The following is a 21,705-nucleotide window of genomic DNA, read 5'->3' as shown; positions in this document are numbered from 1 at the left end:
GTATGTGCAAGAGATAAACCTTTCTTGCTTTAATCTCACACTTATAAGTCTGGGTTACTCCTTCCTCCTGCCTCCTGAATTATTTGTTGATATCTTCTTAATTTCAAACTTATAACTCATAACTTTTCTAACTGCCAGATGCTAGTTTTAAACCCTCAGCGATGGGGCCTAAAGCCAGAACGGGAAAGAAAGTTAATACTCCCAAAACCAGCGTCACTCCAGCCGCGATCCCAGTGAATACCAGAGAATCAGTTCTTAGGGTAGTAGGGGTTTCTTGTACTTGTTGTTTGCGAGACATCCCGTCAGCTAGCAGCAGGATGGCAATCATCGGTATGTAGCGTCCTCCGATTAAGCTAACTAAAGTACTCAAGTTCCACCACAGGCTCTTATCTTCCAAGCCCTCTAAGCCCGAACCATTATTTGCTGCTGCTGAGGCATATTCATAAACTACTTGAGAAATACCGTGATAACCAGAGTTGCTAATTCCAGATAGGGAGATGGGATAAGCTAAAGCGATCGCACTGGGAATCAAAACTAGAATTGGGTGAATCACCAGCACTACACTAGCGAGAACGATTTCCCGCTTTTCAATTTTGCGTCCTAAAAACTCTGGAGTACGTCCTGCCATTAGTCCAGTTAGGAAGACTGTGAGAATTAAGTAAATAAATAAGTAAGCTGTTCCAGTTCCCTGACCACCCCAGATAACCTGGATAAATAAGTTGAACAGAGTCGAAAATATTCCTTGCGGCATCAAAGAATCGTGCATCCCGTTCACAGCACCAGACATAGTAGCGGTAGTCATCACTGCCCAAAATGCTGTCTGTGCCCAACCAAATCGAACTTCTTTCCCCTCTAAATTGGGTTGTTCTAATCCAAAGGCGGTATTAACTAGGGGATTACCTTGCAGTTCTCCCACGGCTGTAACTCCCACCAGAACTACAAAAATCACAAACACCATCCAAAAAAGTAGCCAAGCTTGTTTGATGTTATTGGCAAATATACCGTAGGTGTAAATCAAGGCTGCTGGGATAGAAATCATAGCGAGCATTTCTATCAAATTAGAAGCGCCATTGGGATTTTCAAAGGGATGGGCTGAGTTGACGCCAAAAAAGCCGCCGCCGTTCTCGCCCAAAAGTTTGATCGTTTCAAAAGATGCTACCGGGCCTCTGGCCAGATATTGCGTCCCGCCTTCTAAGGTTCTCACATCCAGAGTCCCAGCTAATGTTTGTGGTACACCTGTTACCAGCAAAGCGATCGCACCAATAATCGAAATCGGCAGCAAGATTCGTGTAATTCCACGGACAAGATCGACGTAAAAGTTTCCCAATCTTCTACCCGTCAAGCCGCGAATAAAGGCAATTCCCACGGCTAAACCGGTGGCTGCGGAGGTGAACATCAAAAACCCTAAAGCCGCTACCTGGCTAAAATAGCTTAAGGTTGTCTCACCAACATAGTGTTGTTGGTCGGTATTTGTTACAAATGAAATCGTTGTATGTAGCAAAACATCCCAACTGATAGCACCGAAGCCGTTTGGATTCCAGGGTAAGAGTCTCTGAAAATATATCAGAAAATACACTGAAATAGCCATAATCGTGTTGCAAAAGATTACGGCCCGGATATACTGCCAACCCGTCATGTCATCTTTTCTGCGAACACCCGCAAGTACGAACATACTTCGCTCTATGGGGTTCATTAAAAAATCAAGCAGTGTTCTTTCTCCCAAAAAGACACGCGCTATGTATTTTCCGAATAATGGAGTGATTGCTATGACAATACACAGCGTTAAGCCAATTTGCAAAAAACCTTGTCCCATATATTTCGCGCTAAATTAAATTTAAGTCCTAGCAAGCCAATTTTTAGAAATAACAGATTTTTAGGAATTTACTATTTTCAGCTATTATTATTTTCCAGATACTTGTTAAAGTTTTTGTTAAGAATATTTAATTTTTACTCTTAATTCATCTATTTCACTCGTTAGGATTATTTGTTTATACAATACATTTTCCAAGTTTGCAGAACTTACACACTCAGATTCTCCATCGCATTGCTCTCTGACAACATCGACAATGCCGTTGCCGCCCCCAATACCCGATCGTCATACACTTCTAAGTATCTCTGGAACTGGTCTAAATTCTGATGCCCTGAGATTTCCTGATTTACCCGCAATGAAATACCAGCGTTACTCATCTGGGTTAAGGCAGTACGCCGAAAGCCTGCGATTTACAGACTATAACGATTTGACCCCGATTAGTCAGAATTGGTTGAGTGAGATTAGGGAACTCCAAATAAAAAAATACTCAACTACTTTTTGTGGGGTGGGCGTCTCGCCCGCCCCAAGCCTTGGGCGGACAAGATGTCCACCCCACAAGATTGGATAATTTATTTGTCGGAAGTCCCTTAGCGATCGCTCCTATATATCTCCAATCACTGCATTAGGGGCGATCGTGGCATTTTGGGAAAATTGTACCTTAACCGCAAAGGCAATAGTCGCAAAATTAGATTTAGAAATTGATTTGATTTCGCTTGTACCGGATAGGTTAAAAATTAATTAAAAGTACTCTTTCGTGTTAAAAAGTATACAATTCATTATATTCTGTGCAAGAATGGCGATCGCCGATCAAAATGACTTGCATTGCTCAATCGAATGCGAGGTGCTGAAAATAACACCTCGCAACACATACTGCTTAGTAATATAAAATGCTAATGACGATTAAACAACCACAAAATTGTTTTGGGTTAGTGACAATCCAGCTGATAATTGTGCAAATTTTACTTGAGTAAACCCTGATGCACTACCGTCTTGATCAAAGAACAATGCACCTGTAATGTCATTGTAGATAAATCGTTGACTACTAGTGGTTGCAGATGTTCCGATCGTAAACTGATTAGCCAAGAGTGAAGCTGTTGACAACCCGCCACCAAAACCATCAGCCGATACCTGAATCAGGTCTTTAGTGGCGTCGAAGTCATAAAGACTATCTACACCTTCGTTGTAACTATTGAAAGCAAAAGTATCAGTACCATTGCCACCTTTAAGGTAGTCATTACCATTGCCACCTTTAAGGTAGTCATTACCATCGCCCCCGGAGAGCAGGTTACTGCCTGTTGAACCGCTTGCATTCAAGGTATCGTTACCTGCACCACCGTTGAGGGTATTATTGCCAGATGTGCTAGAGTCATAAGCTGTGCCGGACTCGTAATCATAGGAAAAGGAGGAAGAGACGCTTAGATAATCATTGCCGTCGCCTCCTAAGAGCAGATTATTACCATCTGAACCGCCAGCAATCAAGGTATCATTACCAGCACCACCATCGAGGGTATTATTGCCCTTTGAGGCGTAGTCCCCTGTGAAGCTACCGCCGTAGATCACTTCCCCCGAAACGTCTAGAGAATCATTGCCATCGCCCCCAGAGAGGAGATTATTGCCCACACCACCATCAATGAGGGTATCATTCCCCGTACCACCCCTTAAAAGGTCGTTGCCACTCAAGCCGTCAATGATGTCATCACCCCCTTGACCATTGATCACATCATCTGAGTTGTCAAAGCCGTTAACATTATTGTCCAGGTCGTTAAGGAAGGTGACTGTATTTTTGTTGAAGATGGTGCTTTGGGTGGAGTTGGCATTGAAGACATCAAAGCTGTCTGTGATGCTAGTTTGCCCATCAAACAAAATATTGCCCAAGTCTACACTGGCTCCTGTAGATAAGCTTAGGTTATCTAGGTTTTCCAAGGCAAAGTTTTGCAGGATAACTGAGACATTATTTACCCCTTCAAAGCTGATTTCCAGATTCTTGCCATTCTCGGTCAGCTGTAGATTTCGGGCAGTCAAGCCAGCGCCCTGGAATATTAGGGTATCAACTTCGGCAATGACTGCTGCTGTGGGGTGTGTTCCTTTACCTACTCCACCGAAATCAGTGATAGTATCAGTGCCGTCGCACAACGCGTAAACAAATTTATCCTTGCCACCACCACCTGTGAGGATATCCTTGCCACCGCCACCTGTGAGGATATCCTTGCCACCGCCACCTGTAAGGTAGTCATTGCCATCGCCCCCAGAGAGTAGGTTATTGCCTGTTGAACCGCTAGCAGTCAAGGTATCGTTACCTGCACCACCGTTGAGGGTGTTATTGCCCCTTGATTGACTGTCGGAGGAACTGTACTCATCTTCAATACTACTACCAGAGATGTCAAGATAATCATTGCCATCGCCTCCAGAGAGTAGGTTATTTGTTGAACCGCTAGCAGTCAAGGTATCGTTACCTGCACCACCGTTGAGGGTATTATTGCCCCTCGTTGAGCTATCCTCGGAGCTATAATAACCGTCGAAGGATTCTGATGTTGCATAGCCAGAGATGTCTAGAAAATCATTGCCATCGCCCCCAGAGAGTAGGTTTTCCCCTTTTGAACCGCCAGCAGTCAAGGTATCGTCACCTGCACCACCGTTGAGGGTATTATTGCCTGTTGATTGATTGTCGGAATCACCGAAGAACTGGGAAGAGCTTACACTCTTACCAGAGATATTTAGAAAATCATTGCCATCGTCCCCAGAGAGTAGGTTATTGCCCTCTGAACCGCTACCATTCAAGGTATCGTCACCTGCACCACCGTTTAGGGTATTATCGCCTGTTGAGGTAGTGGCGTAAGAATATGTAATAGCGGCAGAGATGTCAAGATAATCATTACCATCGCCCCCAGAGAGCAGGTTGTCTACTTTAACGTAAATCTTTTCGTCGCTGCCTACGAGAGTATCATTACCGTTGGTTCCAATGATATCTGCCATAATTTTTACCTCCCTTAATAAATCGATTTTTCCAGTAACTTCAGTTGTGAATTTGCAGTTTGTGCTGTTTCAAGGCACAAATGACTTGGTTCAAAATTGATATTTTCGGCATACTTCATCCATTACCCTTAAGGAAGAGTAATATTTCTCGAAGATTCACCTTTGGACTGACTTGTACGTAGCACGCAATTTTACTTGTTAATATTTCTGTGATTTCCTTACCAAAAGTGCTGCCACAAGGTTAAGTGCTGCATATTACACTCAGACATTACCATTTACTGTGTTCGTGCAAGAACGCCTTTACGACAAATTTATGTTTCCTTCATCGAAATGAAATATCTTGATGAGACTCAACAGAGTTCAAATTAATCTCATTAATTGCTATTTATTGAGCGGTAGGCGCGATCATACTGACGGCTGTATGCCCCAAATATATTTCAGGACTAGCCCTTTCAAGGTGGTGAAATTTGGAACAAAAGTTGATTATTTCAACTTTCAAAAAGCCCAAAATCTGAGCGGAGAATTCAAGATGGTTGCGCTGAAACAACGTATGTTCATTTGTCACCTTAAAAGGGCTAGTACAGCACGGCGCAAGTAAACCACCCATTCCAAATCAATACAACGCTTATACTGTATTAATTTTGAATTCCGCCTTGCAGTATAAATCCTATTATGCAGATTTTTAGTAAATCATAAATGACGATGTTTAGTTGATTATTGACTATGAAAGAAGCTATAAATGAGCGTGGAAAGACCTATGGACTAATAGCGATCGCCTTTGCGATCGTGATAATTATGGAATATTTGACACCCCCTGAGTACGTATTTGGCTACCTCTACACAGCGACAATTTTATTAGCAGATGCTCGATTGAATCGGAGAGCCGTTTTGGGGATCACTCTTGCAGCGACAGGATTAACATTGTTGAATTTGTTTGTTCCCGGAGGAGAAATAATTAATTCTCCAATGTTGGCAAATAGATTGATTGCAGTGTTGGCATTGTTGGTAACAGGTTGGTTAAGCGATCGCAACCATCGCAATGAAGAAGCGATCGCTTATACTCAAGCACAATTACGCTCCCAAGAACAACTAGCTATCATGCGTGAAGATTTTGTTTCTACCCTAACGCATGATTTGAAAACACCCCTATTAGGAGCAATTGAAACGCTGAAATATTTTCAAAATGAGCAATTTGGTGAAATCACGCCCATGCAAGCAAAAGTCTTACAAACAATGGCTCGTAGTCATGGCAGTACACTGCAATTAGTCCAAACACTTTTAGATGTGTACCGCAATGATGCCGAAGGACTGAAACTACAGATATCACCAGTTAACTTGGTGACAGTAGCGGAAGAGATCGTCGCTACCCTGACTGAACTAGCGAAAACACGTCAGGTTTATATTTCTCTGCATTATGGCGAATCAGATTTTCGCAGCTTTCTCTGGGTAAACGGAGATTCTTTGCAACTTGGGCGAGTCTTCGCCAATCTCTTGAGTAATGGCATAAACCATACCCCTCGTGGCGGTAAAGTGGAAGTAGTATTTGAAGGTTATTCTAGCGATCAAGTGGTAAAAATACTCGATACTGGTTCCGGCATTACCGAAAAAGAGTTACCTCACTTATTTGAGAGATTTTATCAAGGAAATAGCGATCGCCACGTCTCTGGATCTGGGCTAGGACTTTATTTGACCAGGCAAATTATTACTGCTCATGGGGGTACAATTTGGGCAGAGAATCGCTCACCACGCGGCGCACTGTTTGGTTTCCGACTCCCAGCTTGTCCGCCACCAGGGAGTAGTAGTGCTGAGTGCTGAGTGCTGAGTGCTGAGTGCTGAGTGCTGAGTGCTGAGTGCTGAGTAAAGAAGTGGGGAATCTGACTTCTCTAATCAGAACTGGGAACTAGGAACGGGCTAAACGCCCCGAAAAAACCTAACGGAACTGTTTTACCCAATGCCCAATGCCCAATTACCAATGACAAAAATCTTACTAGTTGAAGATGATGAATTATTTCGGCTTGGTCTGCGGATGCGGTTGCAACAAGAAACCAGTTTGGAGATTGTCGCAGAAGCAGAAGATGGGGAACAAGCTGTAGAATTAGCAAATCACTATCCTCTGGATTTAGTCTTGCTGGATATAGGTTTACCGGGAATTGGTGGGATTGAGGCTTGTCGCCAAATTAAGCAGAAGCACCCAAATTTACCAATTCTTGTTTTAACGTCTCGTTCTGAAAAACCCCTGATTTCGAGGTTAATTGCCGCCGGGGCGCAAGGTTACTGCCTTAAAGGTATTCCGGCTGAGTCTTTGATATTAGCAGTGCGATCGGTTGCTGCGGGCGCTTCTTGGTGGGATCAAACAGCAACAACTGAAATTAGAGCCGCTTTTGAGGGTAATTCGATGGCGTTGCAGTCTGCAAAAACTGAGGAATCTTTAGAAAATCCTTTAACGAAGCGGGAGCAAGAAATTTTGGCACTAGTAGCAGCTGGCAAAAGCAATCAAGAAATTGCTGAAATTCTCTACATTGCCCCTGGTACAGTGCGGGTTCATGTCCATGCTATTTTACAGAAACTAGAAGTACGCGATCGCACTCAAGCCGCAGTCTTAGCTATCCAAAAAGGATTGGTAGCACCAGAATTGTTGATTAATTAGATTTATCGGGTCAGAAATTCTTTCAAGATTTTGAAAATTGCGATGAGATATCAGGCTGCTCTATAGGAATTTCGATCGCAAACTCTGCTCCTTTGCCAGCAGATGAGGTACAACTAATATTTCCTCGGTGTTTTTGGACGATAATCTGATAACTAATAGATAATCCTAACCCACTACCTTTGCCCACAGGTTTTGTGGTAAAGAATGGATCAAATAAACGCGATCGCAACGACTCTTCAATACCAATACCATTATCAGCGATCGCAATTTTGACTAAATTAAAGTCTGTCACCTCTGTATGAATCCGAATTTGGGGAGTCGGGAGTCGGGAGTCGGGAGTAGAAGATTGATTCCTCACTCCTTCTTCTATTGCATCAATAGCATTATTCAACAGATGCATAAATACTTGATTTAGTTCACTCGCATAACAAGTGACTAGGGGCAAGTTACCATAATCTTTCACTATAACAATTGCTGGACGATCGGCTGCTTCTCTGAGCCGATGTTGTAACATCACTAAAGTATTTTCGATGTCTTCATGGATATTTACCCGTTTCATTTCTGCTTCATCATGCCGAGAAAAATGTTGTAGCGCCAGTACAATTTCTCGAATGCGATCGGAGCCTCTATACATTGCACCTATCAGATTTTGTAGATCCTTAATGATAAAATTCAGGTCTACATCTTTGGCTATTTGCTGAATTTTTGGCGTGGGTTTGGGATATTCTTGCTGATAGACCTCAATTATATTTACAAGGTCTTCCACATATTGACCAGCATATTGGAGATTTCCATAAATAAAACTGATCGGGTTATTAATCTCATGAGCCAGCCCAGCTACTAACTGTCCCAGTGCCACCATCTTTTCGTTTTGAATTTGTTGAACTTGAGAAGCTTTCAAGTTATCAAGAGCCTGTTGGAGTAAAAAGTTTTTTTCTTGCAATTTAACTTGCAGCAAGCGTAAATTAATCTGATTTTCAATTCGCAACACCACTTCTGCCCCATGAAAAGGTTTTGCAATATAATCTACACCACCAACATCAAATGCCTTTACTTTATCTACAACATCATCGAGGGCGCTAATAAAAATTACTGGGACTTCACTAGTTTTATCGTCAGCTTTTAGTTGTTGACAAACTTGGTAGCCATCCATATCTGGCATATTGATATCTAGCAAAATCACATCGGGCAAAACCATTTGACATGCAGTCAGTGCCATTTTACCGTTTAAGGCTTTGCGAACTTCAAAACCTTGTGCAGTCAACATCGCTGATAAAAGCCGCAAATTATCTGGGGTATCATCGACCACCAAAATATTTCTTTTTTCATGGTTAGTTTGATTAAAATGCATTATTGATCAAAAGTTATGCGTATAATTATTGAGGATAGTAAATTCTTCTTTGAAATCACCCTAAAATTTGTTGACCGATTTCACCAAAATACTTGTATTTATAGTTTAACTCTCACATGGCTGAAGACTTTTGCAGATTATCGAAGCTATTGGCCAGTTATTACCTTTGGCAACCAGATGAACTGCTGTAAGGATTATAGTAGATAGCACTCACAAATTATCTAGCCGAGGATCAAAAATGAAATTTTTTCCAGGTGCTACTTAATAGCTACCATTGAGGTGCTGAGGTGAGCAACTCAAGAGCCAATTGTTGTTCTACAGGTTTAGAAAATAGATATCCTTGAGCAAAATTACAGTTTAAACTTCTCAATTGCGCTAACTGTTCTTGTGTTTCGACACCTTCAGCGATCGCACTCATTCCCATTGAGTTGGCAATGCCAATCATTGCTGGTACTAACCCCATATTCTCTTTGTTCTCCTGCATCCGTTTGACGAAGGATTTATCAATTTTGAGTGCATTTAAAGGAAAGCTGTGCAGGTAACTCAAAGAGGAATATCCTGTACCAAAGTCATCCATAATCAACTTGATTTTTCGCTGCTTTAGTTGTTGAAGAATTATTTTTATTGCATCGGTATTTTCCATAATTACACTTTCGGTAATTTCTAATTCTAAATATGCCGGATTTATTTTATTTTCATAAATTATTCGGTCAATTTGTTCTACCAAATTCGGCTGTAAAAATAACCTTGCACTCAAATTGACACTCATCGTTAGAGGTTCTGGCGTCACTGGATAATGTTGCCAGATGCTTAATTGATGACAAGCTGACTGTAATACCCAAGTATTGATGGCATTAATTAAACCCGTTTCTTCGGCCACAGGAATAAATTCTATGGGAGAAACCAAACCACGAATCGGATGTTGCCAGCGCACCAAGGCTTCAAATCCAGAAATTCTGCCTGTAGCCAGAGAAATAATTGGCTGATAGTAAACGAGGAATTCTTGCCTTTCAACAGCCCTGCGCAGGTCATTTTCTAACTCTAAAAGCTGAATAGCTTCCTGATGCATCGCTGGATTAAAAACGTGATATTTGGCTCTTCCTTGAGCCTTAGCTCGATACATTGCCGTATCTGCATCCCGCAGCAAATACTCTGGGCGATCGTAATCTTTATTGCCCCAGCTAATACCAATACTGGCATTCATAAATACTTCATATCTTGACAGTTGAAAAGCAAGTGATAACTGCTGCAAAATCCTTTCGGCAACTTGGATTGCTATATTGATATCTGTGATATTCTCTAAGAGAATTCCAAATTCATCCCCGCCTAATCTTGCTAAAGTATCAACAGGTATCAGACATGCTTGTAATCGGTGAGCAATGGCTATCAGCAATTCATCTCCCACTGGATGTCCAAGAGAATCATTAATAACTTTGAAGCGATCGCAGTCCAAAAAAAGTACCGCAAACTGATAATTAGATTCTTGCTTCGCCCGATTGAGAGCATTTTCTAGTCGCCTAGTAAACAAAACTCGGTTTGATAATCCAGTCAGGGAATCATGCAGTGCTCTATCTAGCATTTGACTTTGCAATTGCTGGCGGGAATCGATTTCTTGCTGGAGTTTTTGGAGAGTTTTTTCTAGCTCCCTAGTCCGCTGTTTTACCCGATCTTCAAGTTCAGCATTTAGTTTCAATATTTCTAACCGCGCCGATCTCAATGCCAGTTGATTCTGCACGCGCACTAAAACTTCTTGAAACTCAAAAGGTTTGGTGATGTAGTCTACACCACCCACTTTAAAAGCTTTAACTTTGTCAAAAACATCATCTAAAGCGCTAATAAAAATTATTGGAATATCGGCTGTTAGCTCCCAAGCTTTAAAGGTCTGGCAAATTTCATAGCCATCTACTTCTGGCATCATAATATCGAGTAGAATCAAATCAGGTAATAATGTTTGAGTTGCTGTCAGTGCCATTTGCCAGTTCAAAGCTTTACGAACGTTATACCCTTCCCTTGTCAATATGGAGGATAAAACCCGGAGGTTATCCGCCATATCATCAACGATCAAAATATCTTTTTTATTAGGGTCTAAATGCTCGTAATTCATTCTAAGTTTGTTGTAGTCAATTCCATGATTTTCTCAAACTGGTAGTTATTTGCTAAATCCCTGAGAACTTGGAAAACTTGAGCATTATCTGATGGAATTTGCTTGAGTAACTCTAAAATCAGTTCATCGCTACAGCTAGCTGCGGCATAATGAACCTGTTGGAGCCACTCAGGTGACATTTTTGATAAATAGCCCAGGAGTTCGGCAACACTGACAAAAATCTGTGTCGCTTGATCGACAACTACTGTGTTTGTGGTTTCTACTTGATTGGTATATTTTAAACCCAGATGTTTGCTCAGTTTTTCCAATAATACTTCCTGTTTGAATGGCTTGCGAATAAAATCATCACAGCCAATGGACAAAATTTTCTGGCGTTCTTCTTCAAAGGCGCTAGCAGTTAGGGCAATAATGATTGTATTTGTATGGGAGCTATCCGACATTGTTCTAGAGAAGTTATAAGGGGGAGCCAAGGCTGTTGGCATCCGCGATTGCAAAGTGGACGCACCAGAAGCATCATTTTCCATAACACCAGTTATTTCTGGTGTGGAAGACTCTTTGCGGACAACTTTCAGAACCTCACCCTCGCCTGAATCGGTTAACTCTTCTGCAAGGTACTGGCTCCCCAATGATACTGGTTGTTTCAATTTTGGGAACCTCCGCGACGTATTGGCTGTCCCATGCCCGATTTCTCTAGCTTTAATAATTCTTGTGGCTTCGTAACCGTCCATGACTGGCATTCGCATATCCATAAAAATCAGGTGTGGTTGCCAAGATTCCCAATTAGCGATCGCTTCACTACCATCTGTAGCTTCGTTAACTTCAAAGCCTAGAGATGTGAGAATTTTAACTAGCAACAACCGGCTTTCTTTAGAGTCGTCAACTACTAGGATGCGGTAGACTTTTTCACTAGGTGCTAAAGCTCTAATTTGTGATTTAATTTGGTTTATCGGGATTTCTCTGGGGCAAGTTAGAGCAATCTGAACGTTAAAGGCAAATGTACTACCGACACCAGGCATCGTGCTGACAGTAATATCTCCTCCCATCAGTTGCACGTATTTACGGCTAATCGCTAAACCCAGTCCCGTCCCTTGTTGGAATTTTCTGCCGATTTCGGTTTGTTCAAAAGCTTCAAACAGCAAGTCAAGTTCTTGTGGGGTAATACCACAGCCAGTATCTTGTACCTCGAAGAAAAGAAGAGAGGAATAAGAAAGATTTTGCTCCCCCTGCTCCCCTGCTCCCAGTCTCACCCGTAGCGTCACCCTCCCTCGATTGGTAAATTTGATCGCATTTCCCAAGAGGTTGAGCAATACTTGACACAGTTTATTTTCGTCCGTTTCTATGTATTTAGGAATATCTGGCGGATATTCAAATAGTAATTCTAAATTTTTAGATGCAGCACGCAAGTGCAACATCTCTTCTAAGTTCTTCAACAAATGAATTAAGTCAAAGCTGCTGCAATTTAATGTGATTTTGCCAGCTTCGATTTTAGACATTTCTAGAATGTCGTTAATTAATTTGAGTAGATGTTCGCCAGCACGATTAATTATTGCCAAGTTTTCTTGATGTTCGCTAGATAGCGAATAATCTCGACTCATAACTTGGGTGAAACCAAGAATGGCATTGAGTGGGGTACGTAGTTCGTGGCTCATGTTAGCAAGGAATTCGCTTTTGGCGAGGTTGGCGGCAGCACTTCGCGCCGCTTCTCGAACGGCTGCTTGTTGTTCCTGTGCAGCGATTTTTTGCGATTGAATCAGTTCTTCTTGGGTGGTTTGCAGTTGCTCGATAACTTGCTGGAACTCTTCAGTACGTTTTTTTACTTGAGCCTCTAAGGTGCGATTGTATTCTGCTAATAACTTTTCTGTTTGTTTGCGTTGAGTAATATCAAAAAATGTGGCGATCGCAAAAGCAAGATTCCCCGATTCATCATAAATTGGCTTTCCTAAAATTTCAATGGGAGTAATCTTGCCACAACGGCGAATTTCCATATCATCAACCCTAGTGCTTTGCCCTTGTAATGCCCTTAAAATCGGCAGGCGATCGCTGGGGTAAAGTTGATTTGTCCCGGCAAGGTAAGCTTGATATATCTCTGACAATTCTTCGGCGCTAACTTCTGCGTAGACGCCTAGCGGTGAGGGGGTCGCAGTCTTGGCGGTTCCCGTCGATTGCGACCCCCCGAACCCGTTGGCGCAGCCTCTCGTAGAGAAGGGCTTGTCGTTAGACATCGCTCCTTGACCGAGAATTTGCTGCCCAATCTGATTTGTATAATAAGGTTCACCTTCAGCATTGATGATAAATACACCTACCGGCATGGCTTCTAAAAATTGAGTTAGCTGACTTTGATTATGAGATAGTGCCTCATTTAAAACTTGCATTTGGGCATTCTTTGCTTCTAAAGCACTAAAAGATGCTTGAAGTTGCTTTGCCATAGTTTCAAATGATTTGGCTAGTTCTCCCAGTTCATCGCAACGCTGAATGTCTGGTATTTGCTCCCATTCACCTTGAGCAATTTTCTTCGCCGATCTGTTTAATTGTAAAATCGGCTTAATTACCCAACGAGCAGTCAAAATTCCAATTCTTGTAGCCAGTAAAAAAGCAACTATGCACAGCAAAATAGTGATGTGGGTGTTGGCATTAATTTGCTCCATAAATTCGCCTTCGGGAATCACCGCCACAATTAGCCAATCTAAACCCAGTTCGTCCTTCCAGCTTTTTACCTGCACAAAATAACGCATTCCATCGGCGCTAAAACTTAGCTGTTGCTTCCCCACAACAGACTTAAGACTGCCAAAGCGTTCGATCAAAGACTGTGTTGTGAGTTTAATTAAAGGATTTTGACTATCTAATGCTGATAGACGTTTTCCTTTACCATTAACGATTGTATATGGTGGCTCGCTAGTAGAAGAAGCCACTATTAACCCAGAACGCTCTAAAATAAAAGTTTTACCTGACTCTTTGACCTTTAACTTGGCTAAAAACGTGCTGATTTGTGACAAGAGCAAATCAACACTAATCACCCCAACGAATTTGCGATTTTTATCGTAAACAGGATAGCTGGAAGATATGGATAAAACTTCTGGTTTATCTTCCCATTGATAAATTTGACTCCAAACTCGTTTGCCTACTTTGACTGGATCTGCATACCAAGCTTCTACGCGAGGATCGTAATTTTTGACTTCCTGTAAATGGCGGCGATTTCCTTGGTTGTCTGTAGGATAAACATAGAGTTTGCCTATACCACGCTTTGCGCTAACTTCATTAATTAAGAGCTGACCATTATCTAGACGCTCAACACCAATAAACTCACCTTTAGGATTGGCAAAGCTGTTGTAGCCAACATTGAAAACCTGCATTTGTTTCCAAAAGTAATTGCCGGTGGTTTGAAAGTCCGAAAGGTTGAGCAAACCTAGCTCAATCGCATCTAAGTTTATTTGATTAATTTGCTTCGGAGTTGTTAAATAGCGATCAAGATGCTGTTCAATGCGATCGCAGATTTCATTTTCTAATTGAGTAGCAAGCTCCCTTACCGCTTTTTGGCCGTTTTGATACGAAAGATAGCCCACAAGTCCCACCGCACCACAAATTTGCAAGATAAAGGGCACAATCAGAACATATCTTAGGGGCATCTTGGCATAAACTTTGCCAACTAAGCGATTAAATAATTTGACGCGCATTTCATCTACACTTAAACCAGGAAACCAAGAAGCTACCTCTGCCAATGTGGCCGTACTAATTACCGTTGGGCCAAGTGAGTGTGTATCGTCAGGAAAACCCATCAAAGAGTTTTGTCCCAATGTGACAGCAAACTCAAAATAATCACTCAAAGTTGCTTCTAATACTTGCCGTTCCTCATCCAGATGAAAAATTTGTTGTAAGTTGCAATCGGGGATTTGCAACGAGATAGTTCTATTTAAGAGTGCAAATTGTGCTCTTAGTAAATGGATTTTAGCATGACGTTTGCCATTGACAAATCTACCTTGTCCGTCAAAAATGGCAAACTCGCGGTCATACTGTAGTGCTCCACTGGCAAGAACTCTAGCGTTCTCAACTTCAACACCATCCAGTGATTTTACTGGATACAGTAAAATCTTAGCTAGGTAAGGCGTCATAGCAATTACTTGGATTTGAGATTTGGCGAAAAGTCGTAGCAATCTCCTCTTAGCGTTTAGCTTTACCAATGCTAAGAGCAAACTAAACTTTTCAAGACGGATTTTGGATTTTAGATTGGTGATTTAATAGTCCCCAATCTAAAATCTAAAATTTTTTTGTTAATGAGCTATTTGAGCAATATTGTTTGTTAATTATGGATATACTGGCGATTTATCGATTCCGCCAACATGATTTAAAGGCCAGAAGCGAACTACAGCACGTCCTATAATATTCTGGCGGGGGACAACACCCCAGCAGCGGCTATCATAACTACTGTTACGATTATCACCCAGTACTAAATATGAATCGGTTGGTATAGTCTGGGGTTTTGCCAAAAAAGGTGGCTGTGGCCCTGATTGGCAAACATCAATAACTGTAGTCTGCCCAGAACTGAGGTAATTAGATTCTGGCAGAGGTTTGTTGTTGATATAGACTTTGCCATCCTTAAGTTGTATTTTTTCTCCAGGTAAGCCAATTATACGTTTAATAAAAGCATCTTGATATTGTTCTTTTTGTAGTTCTTTCGTCGGTGAAAATACTACTATATCTCCTCGTTCCGGGTTAGCAAATTTATACTTCAACTTATCGACAATAATTTTATCTGCCTCCCACTGGTTTGGTGTACCATGTAGAGTCGGTTCCATTGAGCCAGATGGAATCCAGCGTGCTTCAGCAACAAAGGTACGAATTCCCAGAGCTAAAACAATGCTCAATACAATTGTTCTACCTAGCTCTGCGATCCAAGAATTATCGGGTTGTTGACTAGAGTTGTTATCAGACACTTGATTATGCATGAAATTACTTAACTTAACGAAAGATGTAGGTAATTAACTCGCCTAGTGAGACTTGATCTGTTAATCTTAACGGGAAAATTTTAATTTCCTAGTTATGTTTGCATCTTGACTACCAATTTTAGATTGTGGATTTTAAAAATAAACTTTTTTTTAAGGCAAGGCAAAAATTGGTTACTCCGATCGCGAATAAGTTTAACCTAAAAGCATGGTTCTCTGTAATACATAGCTCCCTGTCTAAACTTGGTTATCTCTATGTCATCTTCAAAAATGTTACTGATTCGCCGCGCTCGCATAATCTTACCCGATGGTGAACTGATGGTTGGGGATGTGTTGACGCGCGATCGCCAAATAGTCGAAGTTGCGCCAGAAATCTCCCAAACAGCACTAGCCACTGAAGTTGACGCAGAAGGCTTAACTTTGTTGCCAGGAGTTATCGATCCGCAGGTACATTTCCGGGAACCTGGACTAGAACACAAGGAAGATTTATTCACTGCCAGTTGTGCCTGTGCTAAAGGGGGAGTCACAACATTTTTAGAAATGCCCAATACGCGTCCCTTAACAACGACACAGCAGGCATTAGACGACAAACTAGAACGGGCCTCACACAAGTCCTTGGTTAATTATGGCTTTTTTATTGGGGCAACAGCAGAGAATTTACCAGATTTGCTTTTAGCAAAGCCAACACCGGGAATTAAGATTTTCATGGGGTCGATGCATGGTCAGTTGTTGGTTGATGGCGAAACAGCATTGGAGGCGATATTTGCTAAAGGCGATCGCTTAATTGCCGTTCATGCCGAAGACCAAGCTAGAATCAACCAACGCCGCCAAGAATTTGCCAATATTCACGATCCAGCCGTTCACTCGCAAATTCAAGACGATCGAGCGGCGTTGCTGGCAACCCAACTAGCATTAAAACTTTCTCAAAAATATCAACGTCGGTTGCATATTCTCCATACATCAACAGCGCTGGAAGCAGATTTACTGCGTCAGGAGAAACCGAGTTGGGTAACAGCGGAGGTGACACCACAGCATTTGTTATTAAATACTAGTGCATATAAACAGATTGGCACATTAGCACAGATGAACCCACCTTTGCGATCGCCCCACGATAACGAAGTTCTCTGGCAAGCTTTGCGCGATGGTGTGATTGATTTCATCGCTACAGATCACGCGCCACACACCTTAGAAGAAAAAGCTCAAGAATACCCCAATAGCCCTTCGGGAATGCCTGGGGTAGAAACTTCCCTCGCTTTGATGTTAACTGCGGCGATGGAGGGAAAGTGTACTGTGGCTCAAGTTGTGAACTGGATGTCTAAAGCTGTAGCTGTGGCTTATGGTATTCCGAATAAGGGAGCGATCGCACCTGGTTATGATGCCGATTTAGTGCTTGTAGATTTAAACACATACCGTCCAGTCCGGCGTGAGGAACTTTTAACCAAATGCCATTGGAGTCCCTTTGAAGGCTGGAACCTGACCGGCTGGGCTACAACTACCATTGTCGGCGGTGAGATAGTTTATGACAAAGGCCAAGTAAATACGCAAGTGCGGGGTCAAGCTTTAACTTTCTTATAGCAAATATTTATTTAAGCTTACGTAGTAGACAGATGATCATACATCAAAGCCATACTTGAACTAGCAAGATTTTAATCTATCTAGAGTCAAGACTAGACCAATGCAGTTTGGTTAAAGCTAAAAGACGAAAATCCTTGTTTTTCCTCCTTTACTCTTTTAACCAAAGGGTATTGACTTGTCGCTTTAGCAGAAATTGTAACTTAAAACCCTGAATTTACAGCAACTACATGAAGTATATTCTTCCCCAACCTTCACGCCAGATTGCGCGAGTGGGGTATTTCTGTGCCTCACAACGTTGAAATTTGCTGTATTTCTAAGTGTTTTAAGTTAAATCTTCAATAACTACTCTATTCCCGCTATCAGATTACCTATTTAGTCTTCTCTTCCCTGCTTGGCGTCCCACTCTAACGAGACGCTATGCGTACCCATACGTAGTGTTTCGTAGAGAAGGCAGTTTGTTAAAAAAACTTAAGTATTCTTCCAGTCGGATAAATCGGATAAGTCGGATAAGAGTAAACAAGCTAATGGAACCGTATTATGATTCATCTCATGATACTTGTCCCCAAAAAGATAACCAGAGAAATAATCAAAGATAATTGCTATGTCCTTCAAAATTTTGTCTTTAGATGGTGGCGGTATTCGGGGAATTGTTGCAGCACGAATACTTCAACAAGTAGAACAAGAAATTAGAAATCAGGGAAAAGGAGAGTTTTTACACGAATATTTTGACATGGTTGCTGGTACTTCTACTGGTTCAATATTAGCAGGAGGGATTGCTATAGGAAAGGAGAGTGATGAACTCATTAAACTGTATAGAAATAGAGGTAAAGATATATTCCCTCTAGAAATAAAAGAGCGCTACAAAAACTTTCCATCCATCATCAAATCAATTATTGAGGTATTTTCTCCATCTAAATATTCTCATGATGGAATTACTAGTGTCCTCAAAGATGCCTATAAATCTACAAGAATCAAGGATATCGAAAAACCCATTCTTTTAATTCTTGCTTACGATACGCTATATCGCAACACAACCTTTTTTACAAATTGTCATCCCGATTTAGGAGACAGATGGTACGATGACTGTTATTTATGGGAAATATCTACCGCTTCTGCCTCAGCACCTACTTTTTTTCCACCATATAAATTAGAACCTGTAGATAAACAAAAATTTGGTGACTGGGAATTCCCACACATTGATGGAGGAGTTTCTGCTAATAACCCTGCTCTTGCAGCTTTGAGTTTAGCGATGAGGATTAGCCAGTCTTCAGTATCTCCAGAAATCAAGCAACAATATAAACTAGATAATCTGCGATTGGAAGATATTTCTATCCTTTCTATTGGCACAGGTCAAACTGGTCAACCATATCAATATAAGCAAATAAGCAAATGGAGAGGCTTAGACTGGATCAAAAATCTTACTAACATCTTCATGGAACCTACATCTGAGATTGATAGTACGATTTGCCGACAAATTATGGGTGGATATGAGTCCAAACGTTACTTACGTCTTCAGTTTGACTTAAATGAGACATTTAAACCCAAACCAAAAGAAACTTATAAAGATCCTCGCATTGTCTTACCTCCAGAAGATCGAAAAAATAAATTTACAGGGCAAAAAGTCAGTGAAGAAATAGATAATACTAATTCCGAGATTCTTCAGCAGTTAATAGATACTACCTCTGCATTCATCGATCGCGGTCTGACGTACTACACCAGAGATGACTCCGGTTATCCGATAAAAAAGGCGATCGCGTCTTTTATTAGAGATAACTAGCAATTTTCTGTGTCATTATTTACAAGTGTCTACAATTGGTTGGGGTTTGAATACCCATCCAATTGATCCCTACAGTCTGTTCAAGAGTTTTTCTCGCTCGTTCCATCAGCTGAGATAATCAAGGAGCGATCGCACTTAAGCTCTAGCAATAACTGCCTTCTTTAATAAATTCTAGAAATTGTATTTAATTTACTAATTAAAATTTGCGTTTCTGATAAAGTTTAGTAAAGTCAAGCTTTACCTCTTCTTTGTACTACTTCTATCACATTGTAATAATACCTAAGTTTTTTAATTATTAATTAACGAGGAGAAGATATAAAAAACTTTTAGTAAAAAAATATAATGTATAATCAAATACATTCTTAGCCTTGTTTTGTGTTGTTGCCGCAGTATTTCCCGAATGTTTTCCATGAGAACTGAGGCAGAGAAAATAACATGTTTTTAGACATTTTAGCTAGCCTGCAACGGTTATTTGTTGGTTATATTCCAGCCGCTGTATTGGGTAGTTTCATTGGATATTTAATCGGGATAAATAGCATGATTTATCAGCTATTTCGGCTGATATTTCAGATACCTCATAGTATCCCTCCTATAGCTTTGCTACCTATTGCTCTAATCATGTTTCAAGAAAGCGACTCGGCTGCTATTGTAGTAGTTTTTGTGGGAACTCTCTGGACGATGATTATTAATACAGCAATAGGTATGCAGCATTTCAAGAGACAGAATAATAACTTTCGTGTAGCTATATTTCATATATTTCATGCCTTGAAAGTTAGCATTTGGGTAGCTTGGTTTATTGTTATTGCCACAGAAATGTTAACAGGCCCAAGAGGACTCGGCTTTACCCTCTGGGATGCTTATAAGGCTGGCAATGCTGATTACATAATCGAGGAAATATTATACATCGGTATCATTGGCTTTTTGCTGGATCAGTTACTAGATTTCGCAGCCTATATTCTCTCGCAAATGGTTTCAGATGGGAAAAAATCTTCTTAAACTTTATCTAGGTTTGCGGATTGCACCCTGCCAGCTAATAGTTTGCTTGGCAGAACGTATTCCTAAAGAACGAGTTGCTACGACTTCAATATCAACATTCACACCAGGGCGTAAAGCGTCGTCAGGAATTTTAAGCTTGCCCAAAGCTAGAGTAAAACGGTTGTAGTCACGAGTCACAAGTTCGTTAGGAATATCCCCTTCATATTCAGTTTTGTAACCAGAAAAACCGTGCAAGCTATCTTGGGCGCGGAGTTTCACGCGAAATTGAGTATTAATGGCATCAGACTTGGCTGCCAAATCGACTATTTTTAAGTTGAGATTTTGTCCGGCATCGGCAAACTCTGCTACAGCTAACCGGGTAACATCTTTTTTGGGAATGGCATGGTTAACGGTAAATGTTGTGAAGTTAGCCTCACTTTTGGCGTTACCCTCAACCCATAATTCTTCAGAAAAAGTAACTTCTACTTGTTTGTTATCAGTTAAATTTAGTGTTACAGCTTGATTGCCAAAGCTGGTGATAGGTTGTCTTTCTTGCCAAACTATTTGAAAAGCCTCTTCTAGACGCCGTTCAAACTCAAGGTAATCATCGGCGATCGCAGAACCAGGTGCAAGTAGAGAAACTGCTCCCACGCGTTGATTCCACTTATTCTTCGAGAGGTGGAACTGTTTGTTTATCAGTTCCGAAATTGCTAGCTGCACAGTTGGAGTATCAGCTGCCAAAGGTTCCTTGCTATTGACAATACTCAAAGTTCCTAAGCGCCCTTGGCTACCATCGCTACCATCGCTGCCATCTTGCCCATCGCTACCATTGCTGCATCTATAAACCTTGTCAGTACACTTATAATCAGGGCTACCAGGAGTTCCCTTGCAGGTTTTTACTTCCCATCTTTGTCTGTGACAGTTACAACCCTCCGTACCATTGCCACCTCTACCGCCGCGCCCACCTTCCCCACTAGTTGCTCGGACAGAAATATTCCGTAAGTCTGCCAAATTGCTGTAATACACTGTCAGAGAACCACCATTTCCCCCATCTCCTCCTTTGCCACCATTACCGCCATTACCACCATCTGGTGCGTTTATGTCATGGCTGACGTTATCAGGTTGGGAACCACAGTCAGGTTGATAACCATGTTCACCATCTTCCCCGTCTTCACCATCTTTACCGGACAAGTCAAGATTAACGGGTGAACCATTGACAAAAATATTTTGGTTTTCACCACTGCTACCATCTCTACCCTCACGTCCATCGGTTCCTGCACGTTCATCTCTGCCATAATTTCTGGCTACTTTATAGTATTCGTCAGAGGCAACGGCTGGACATAAAACTGAACCAGAGGCAGGGAAAAAGCTAGTAAATAAGCAGAATGTCAGCAGTAGTGGCAGCTTACTCCTAAAACCATTGTGCATCTAGTTACACCTAAAACTTTAGTTAAATTATCTACTCCTGACGCTGACTTTCAACAATTTGCTCCCTCTTGTCCAGTGCTACGGTGTACGCACAAGTACTTTCGTTCACAAAACAAGTACTTTCGTTC

The 21,705-nt window shown here is 41.4% G+C and carries 13 protein-coding genes and 1 pseudogene; 6 read left to right on the top strand and 8 right to left on the bottom strand.

Annotation, left to right across the window (positions count from 1 at the left end; translation table 11 throughout):
* Nucleotides 1-127: 127 nt before the first annotated feature.
* Both kdpA and ACFE93_RS07945 read right to left on the bottom strand, forming a co-directional pair.
* The gene (kdpA, locus tag ACFE93_RS07950) at nt 128-1,813 is read right to left on the bottom strand and encodes a potassium-transporting ATPase subunit KdpA (protein ID WP_375472800.1); all 1,686 of its coding nucleotides are present in this window, start codon (nt 1,811-1,813) and stop codon (nt 128-130) included.
* Nucleotides 1,814-2,019: 206 nt separating this feature from the next.
* Nucleotides 2,020-2,211, bottom strand: a pseudogene (locus tag ACFE93_RS07945) (tyrosine-type recombinase/integrase); the annotation flags it as partial.
* Nucleotides 2,212-2,310: 99 nt separating this feature from the next.
* Between ACFE93_RS07945 and ACFE93_RS07940 the strand changes: the two are divergent.
* Nucleotides 2,311-2,436 (top strand): hypothetical protein, encoded by a 126-nt coding sequence (locus ACFE93_RS07940; protein WP_375472799.1) that lies wholly within the window; start codon nt 2,311-2,313, stop codon nt 2,434-2,436.
* A gap of 274 nt (nt 2,437-2,710) precedes the next feature.
* On the opposite strand, the gene ACFE93_RS07935 is transcribed toward ACFE93_RS07940, so the two are convergent.
* The gene (locus ACFE93_RS07935) at nt 2,711-4,783 is read right to left on the bottom strand and encodes a beta strand repeat-containing protein (protein WP_375472798.1); all 2,073 of its coding nucleotides are present in this window, start codon (nt 4,781-4,783) and stop codon (nt 2,711-2,713) included.
* 723 nt (nt 4,784-5,506) lie between these two features.
* Here ACFE93_RS07935 and ACFE93_RS07930 point away from each other — a divergent pair.
* Together ACFE93_RS07930 and ACFE93_RS07925 are read left to right on the top strand one after the other, a co-directional pair.
* Entirely contained in the window at nt 5,507-6,598 is a 1,092-nt protein-coding gene (locus tag ACFE93_RS07930) for a sensor histidine kinase (protein WP_375472797.1), read from the top strand.
* A gap of 157 nt (nt 6,599-6,755) precedes the next feature.
* Nucleotides 6,756-7,430, top strand: a complete 675-nt coding sequence (locus ACFE93_RS07925; protein WP_375472796.1) for a response regulator — start codon at nt 6,756-6,758, stop codon at nt 7,428-7,430.
* 22 nt (nt 7,431-7,452) lie between these two features.
* Here the strand turns inward: ACFE93_RS07925 and ACFE93_RS07920 are convergent, their stop codons facing one another.
* From ACFE93_RS07920 to lepB, 4 genes are all read right to left on the bottom strand, one after another.
* A complete protein-coding gene (locus tag ACFE93_RS07920) occupies nt 7,453-8,781 on the bottom strand; it encodes a response regulator (RefSeq protein WP_375472795.1) in 1,329 nt (442 codons plus the stop codon).
* 268 nt (nt 8,782-9,049) lie between these two features.
* Nucleotides 9,050-10,885, bottom strand: coding sequence for an EAL domain-containing protein (locus ACFE93_RS07915; protein ID WP_375472794.1), 1,836 nt, complete (start codon nt 10,883-10,885; stop codon nt 9,050-9,052).
* The gene (locus ACFE93_RS07910) at nt 10,882-14,991 is read right to left on the bottom strand and encodes an ATP-binding protein (protein ID WP_375472793.1); all 4,110 of its coding nucleotides are present in this window, start codon (nt 14,989-14,991) and stop codon (nt 10,882-10,884) included. The genes ACFE93_RS07915 and ACFE93_RS07910 overlap by 4 nt, the downstream gene beginning before the upstream one ends.
* A gap of 192 nt (nt 14,992-15,183) precedes the next feature.
* A complete protein-coding gene (lepB, locus tag ACFE93_RS07905; RefSeq protein ID WP_375472792.1) occupies nt 15,184-15,825 on the bottom strand; it encodes a signal peptidase I in 642 nt (213 codons plus the stop codon).
* 252 nt (nt 15,826-16,077) lie between these two features.
* Here lepB and ACFE93_RS07900 point away from each other — a divergent pair, with 252 nt between their 5' ends.
* The 3 genes from ACFE93_RS07900 to ACFE93_RS07890 all read left to right on the top strand — a co-directional run bounded on the left by ACFE93_RS07900 (nt 16,078) and on the right by ACFE93_RS07890 (nt 20,170).
* Nucleotides 16,078-17,397 carry a dihydroorotase gene (locus ACFE93_RS07900; RefSeq protein WP_375472791.1) on the top strand — a complete coding sequence of 440 codons (1,320 nt, stop codon included), beginning with the start codon at nt 16,078-16,080 and terminating at the stop codon, nt 17,395-17,397.
* A gap of 601 nt (nt 17,398-17,998) precedes the next feature.
* A complete protein-coding gene (locus ACFE93_RS07895) occupies nt 17,999-19,174 on the top strand; it encodes a patatin-like phospholipase family protein (protein WP_375472790.1) in 1,176 nt (391 codons plus the stop codon).
* Nucleotides 19,175-19,609: 435 nt separating this feature from the next.
* The gene (locus ACFE93_RS07890; RefSeq protein WP_375472789.1) at nt 19,610-20,170 is read left to right on the top strand and encodes a nitrate transporter; all 561 of its coding nucleotides are present in this window, start codon (nt 19,610-19,612) and stop codon (nt 20,168-20,170) included.
* A gap of 3 nt (nt 20,171-20,173) precedes the next feature.
* Here the strand turns inward: ACFE93_RS07890 and ACFE93_RS07885 are convergent, their stop codons facing one another.
* Nucleotides 20,174-21,577, bottom strand: coding sequence for a collagen-like protein (locus ACFE93_RS07885; RefSeq protein ID WP_375472788.1), 1,404 nt, complete (start codon nt 21,575-21,577; stop codon nt 20,174-20,176).
* Between the last annotated feature and the right edge of the window lie 128 nt (nt 21,578-21,705).

The sequence above is a fragment of the uncultured Nostoc sp. genome (genome assembly GCF_964247315.1).
Lineage (GTDB): Bacteria > Cyanobacteriota > Cyanobacteriia > Cyanobacteriales > Nostocaceae > Nostoc.
Note: the sequence above shows the minus strand (reverse complement) of the source record. Positions and strands in the feature narration are given on the sequence as shown.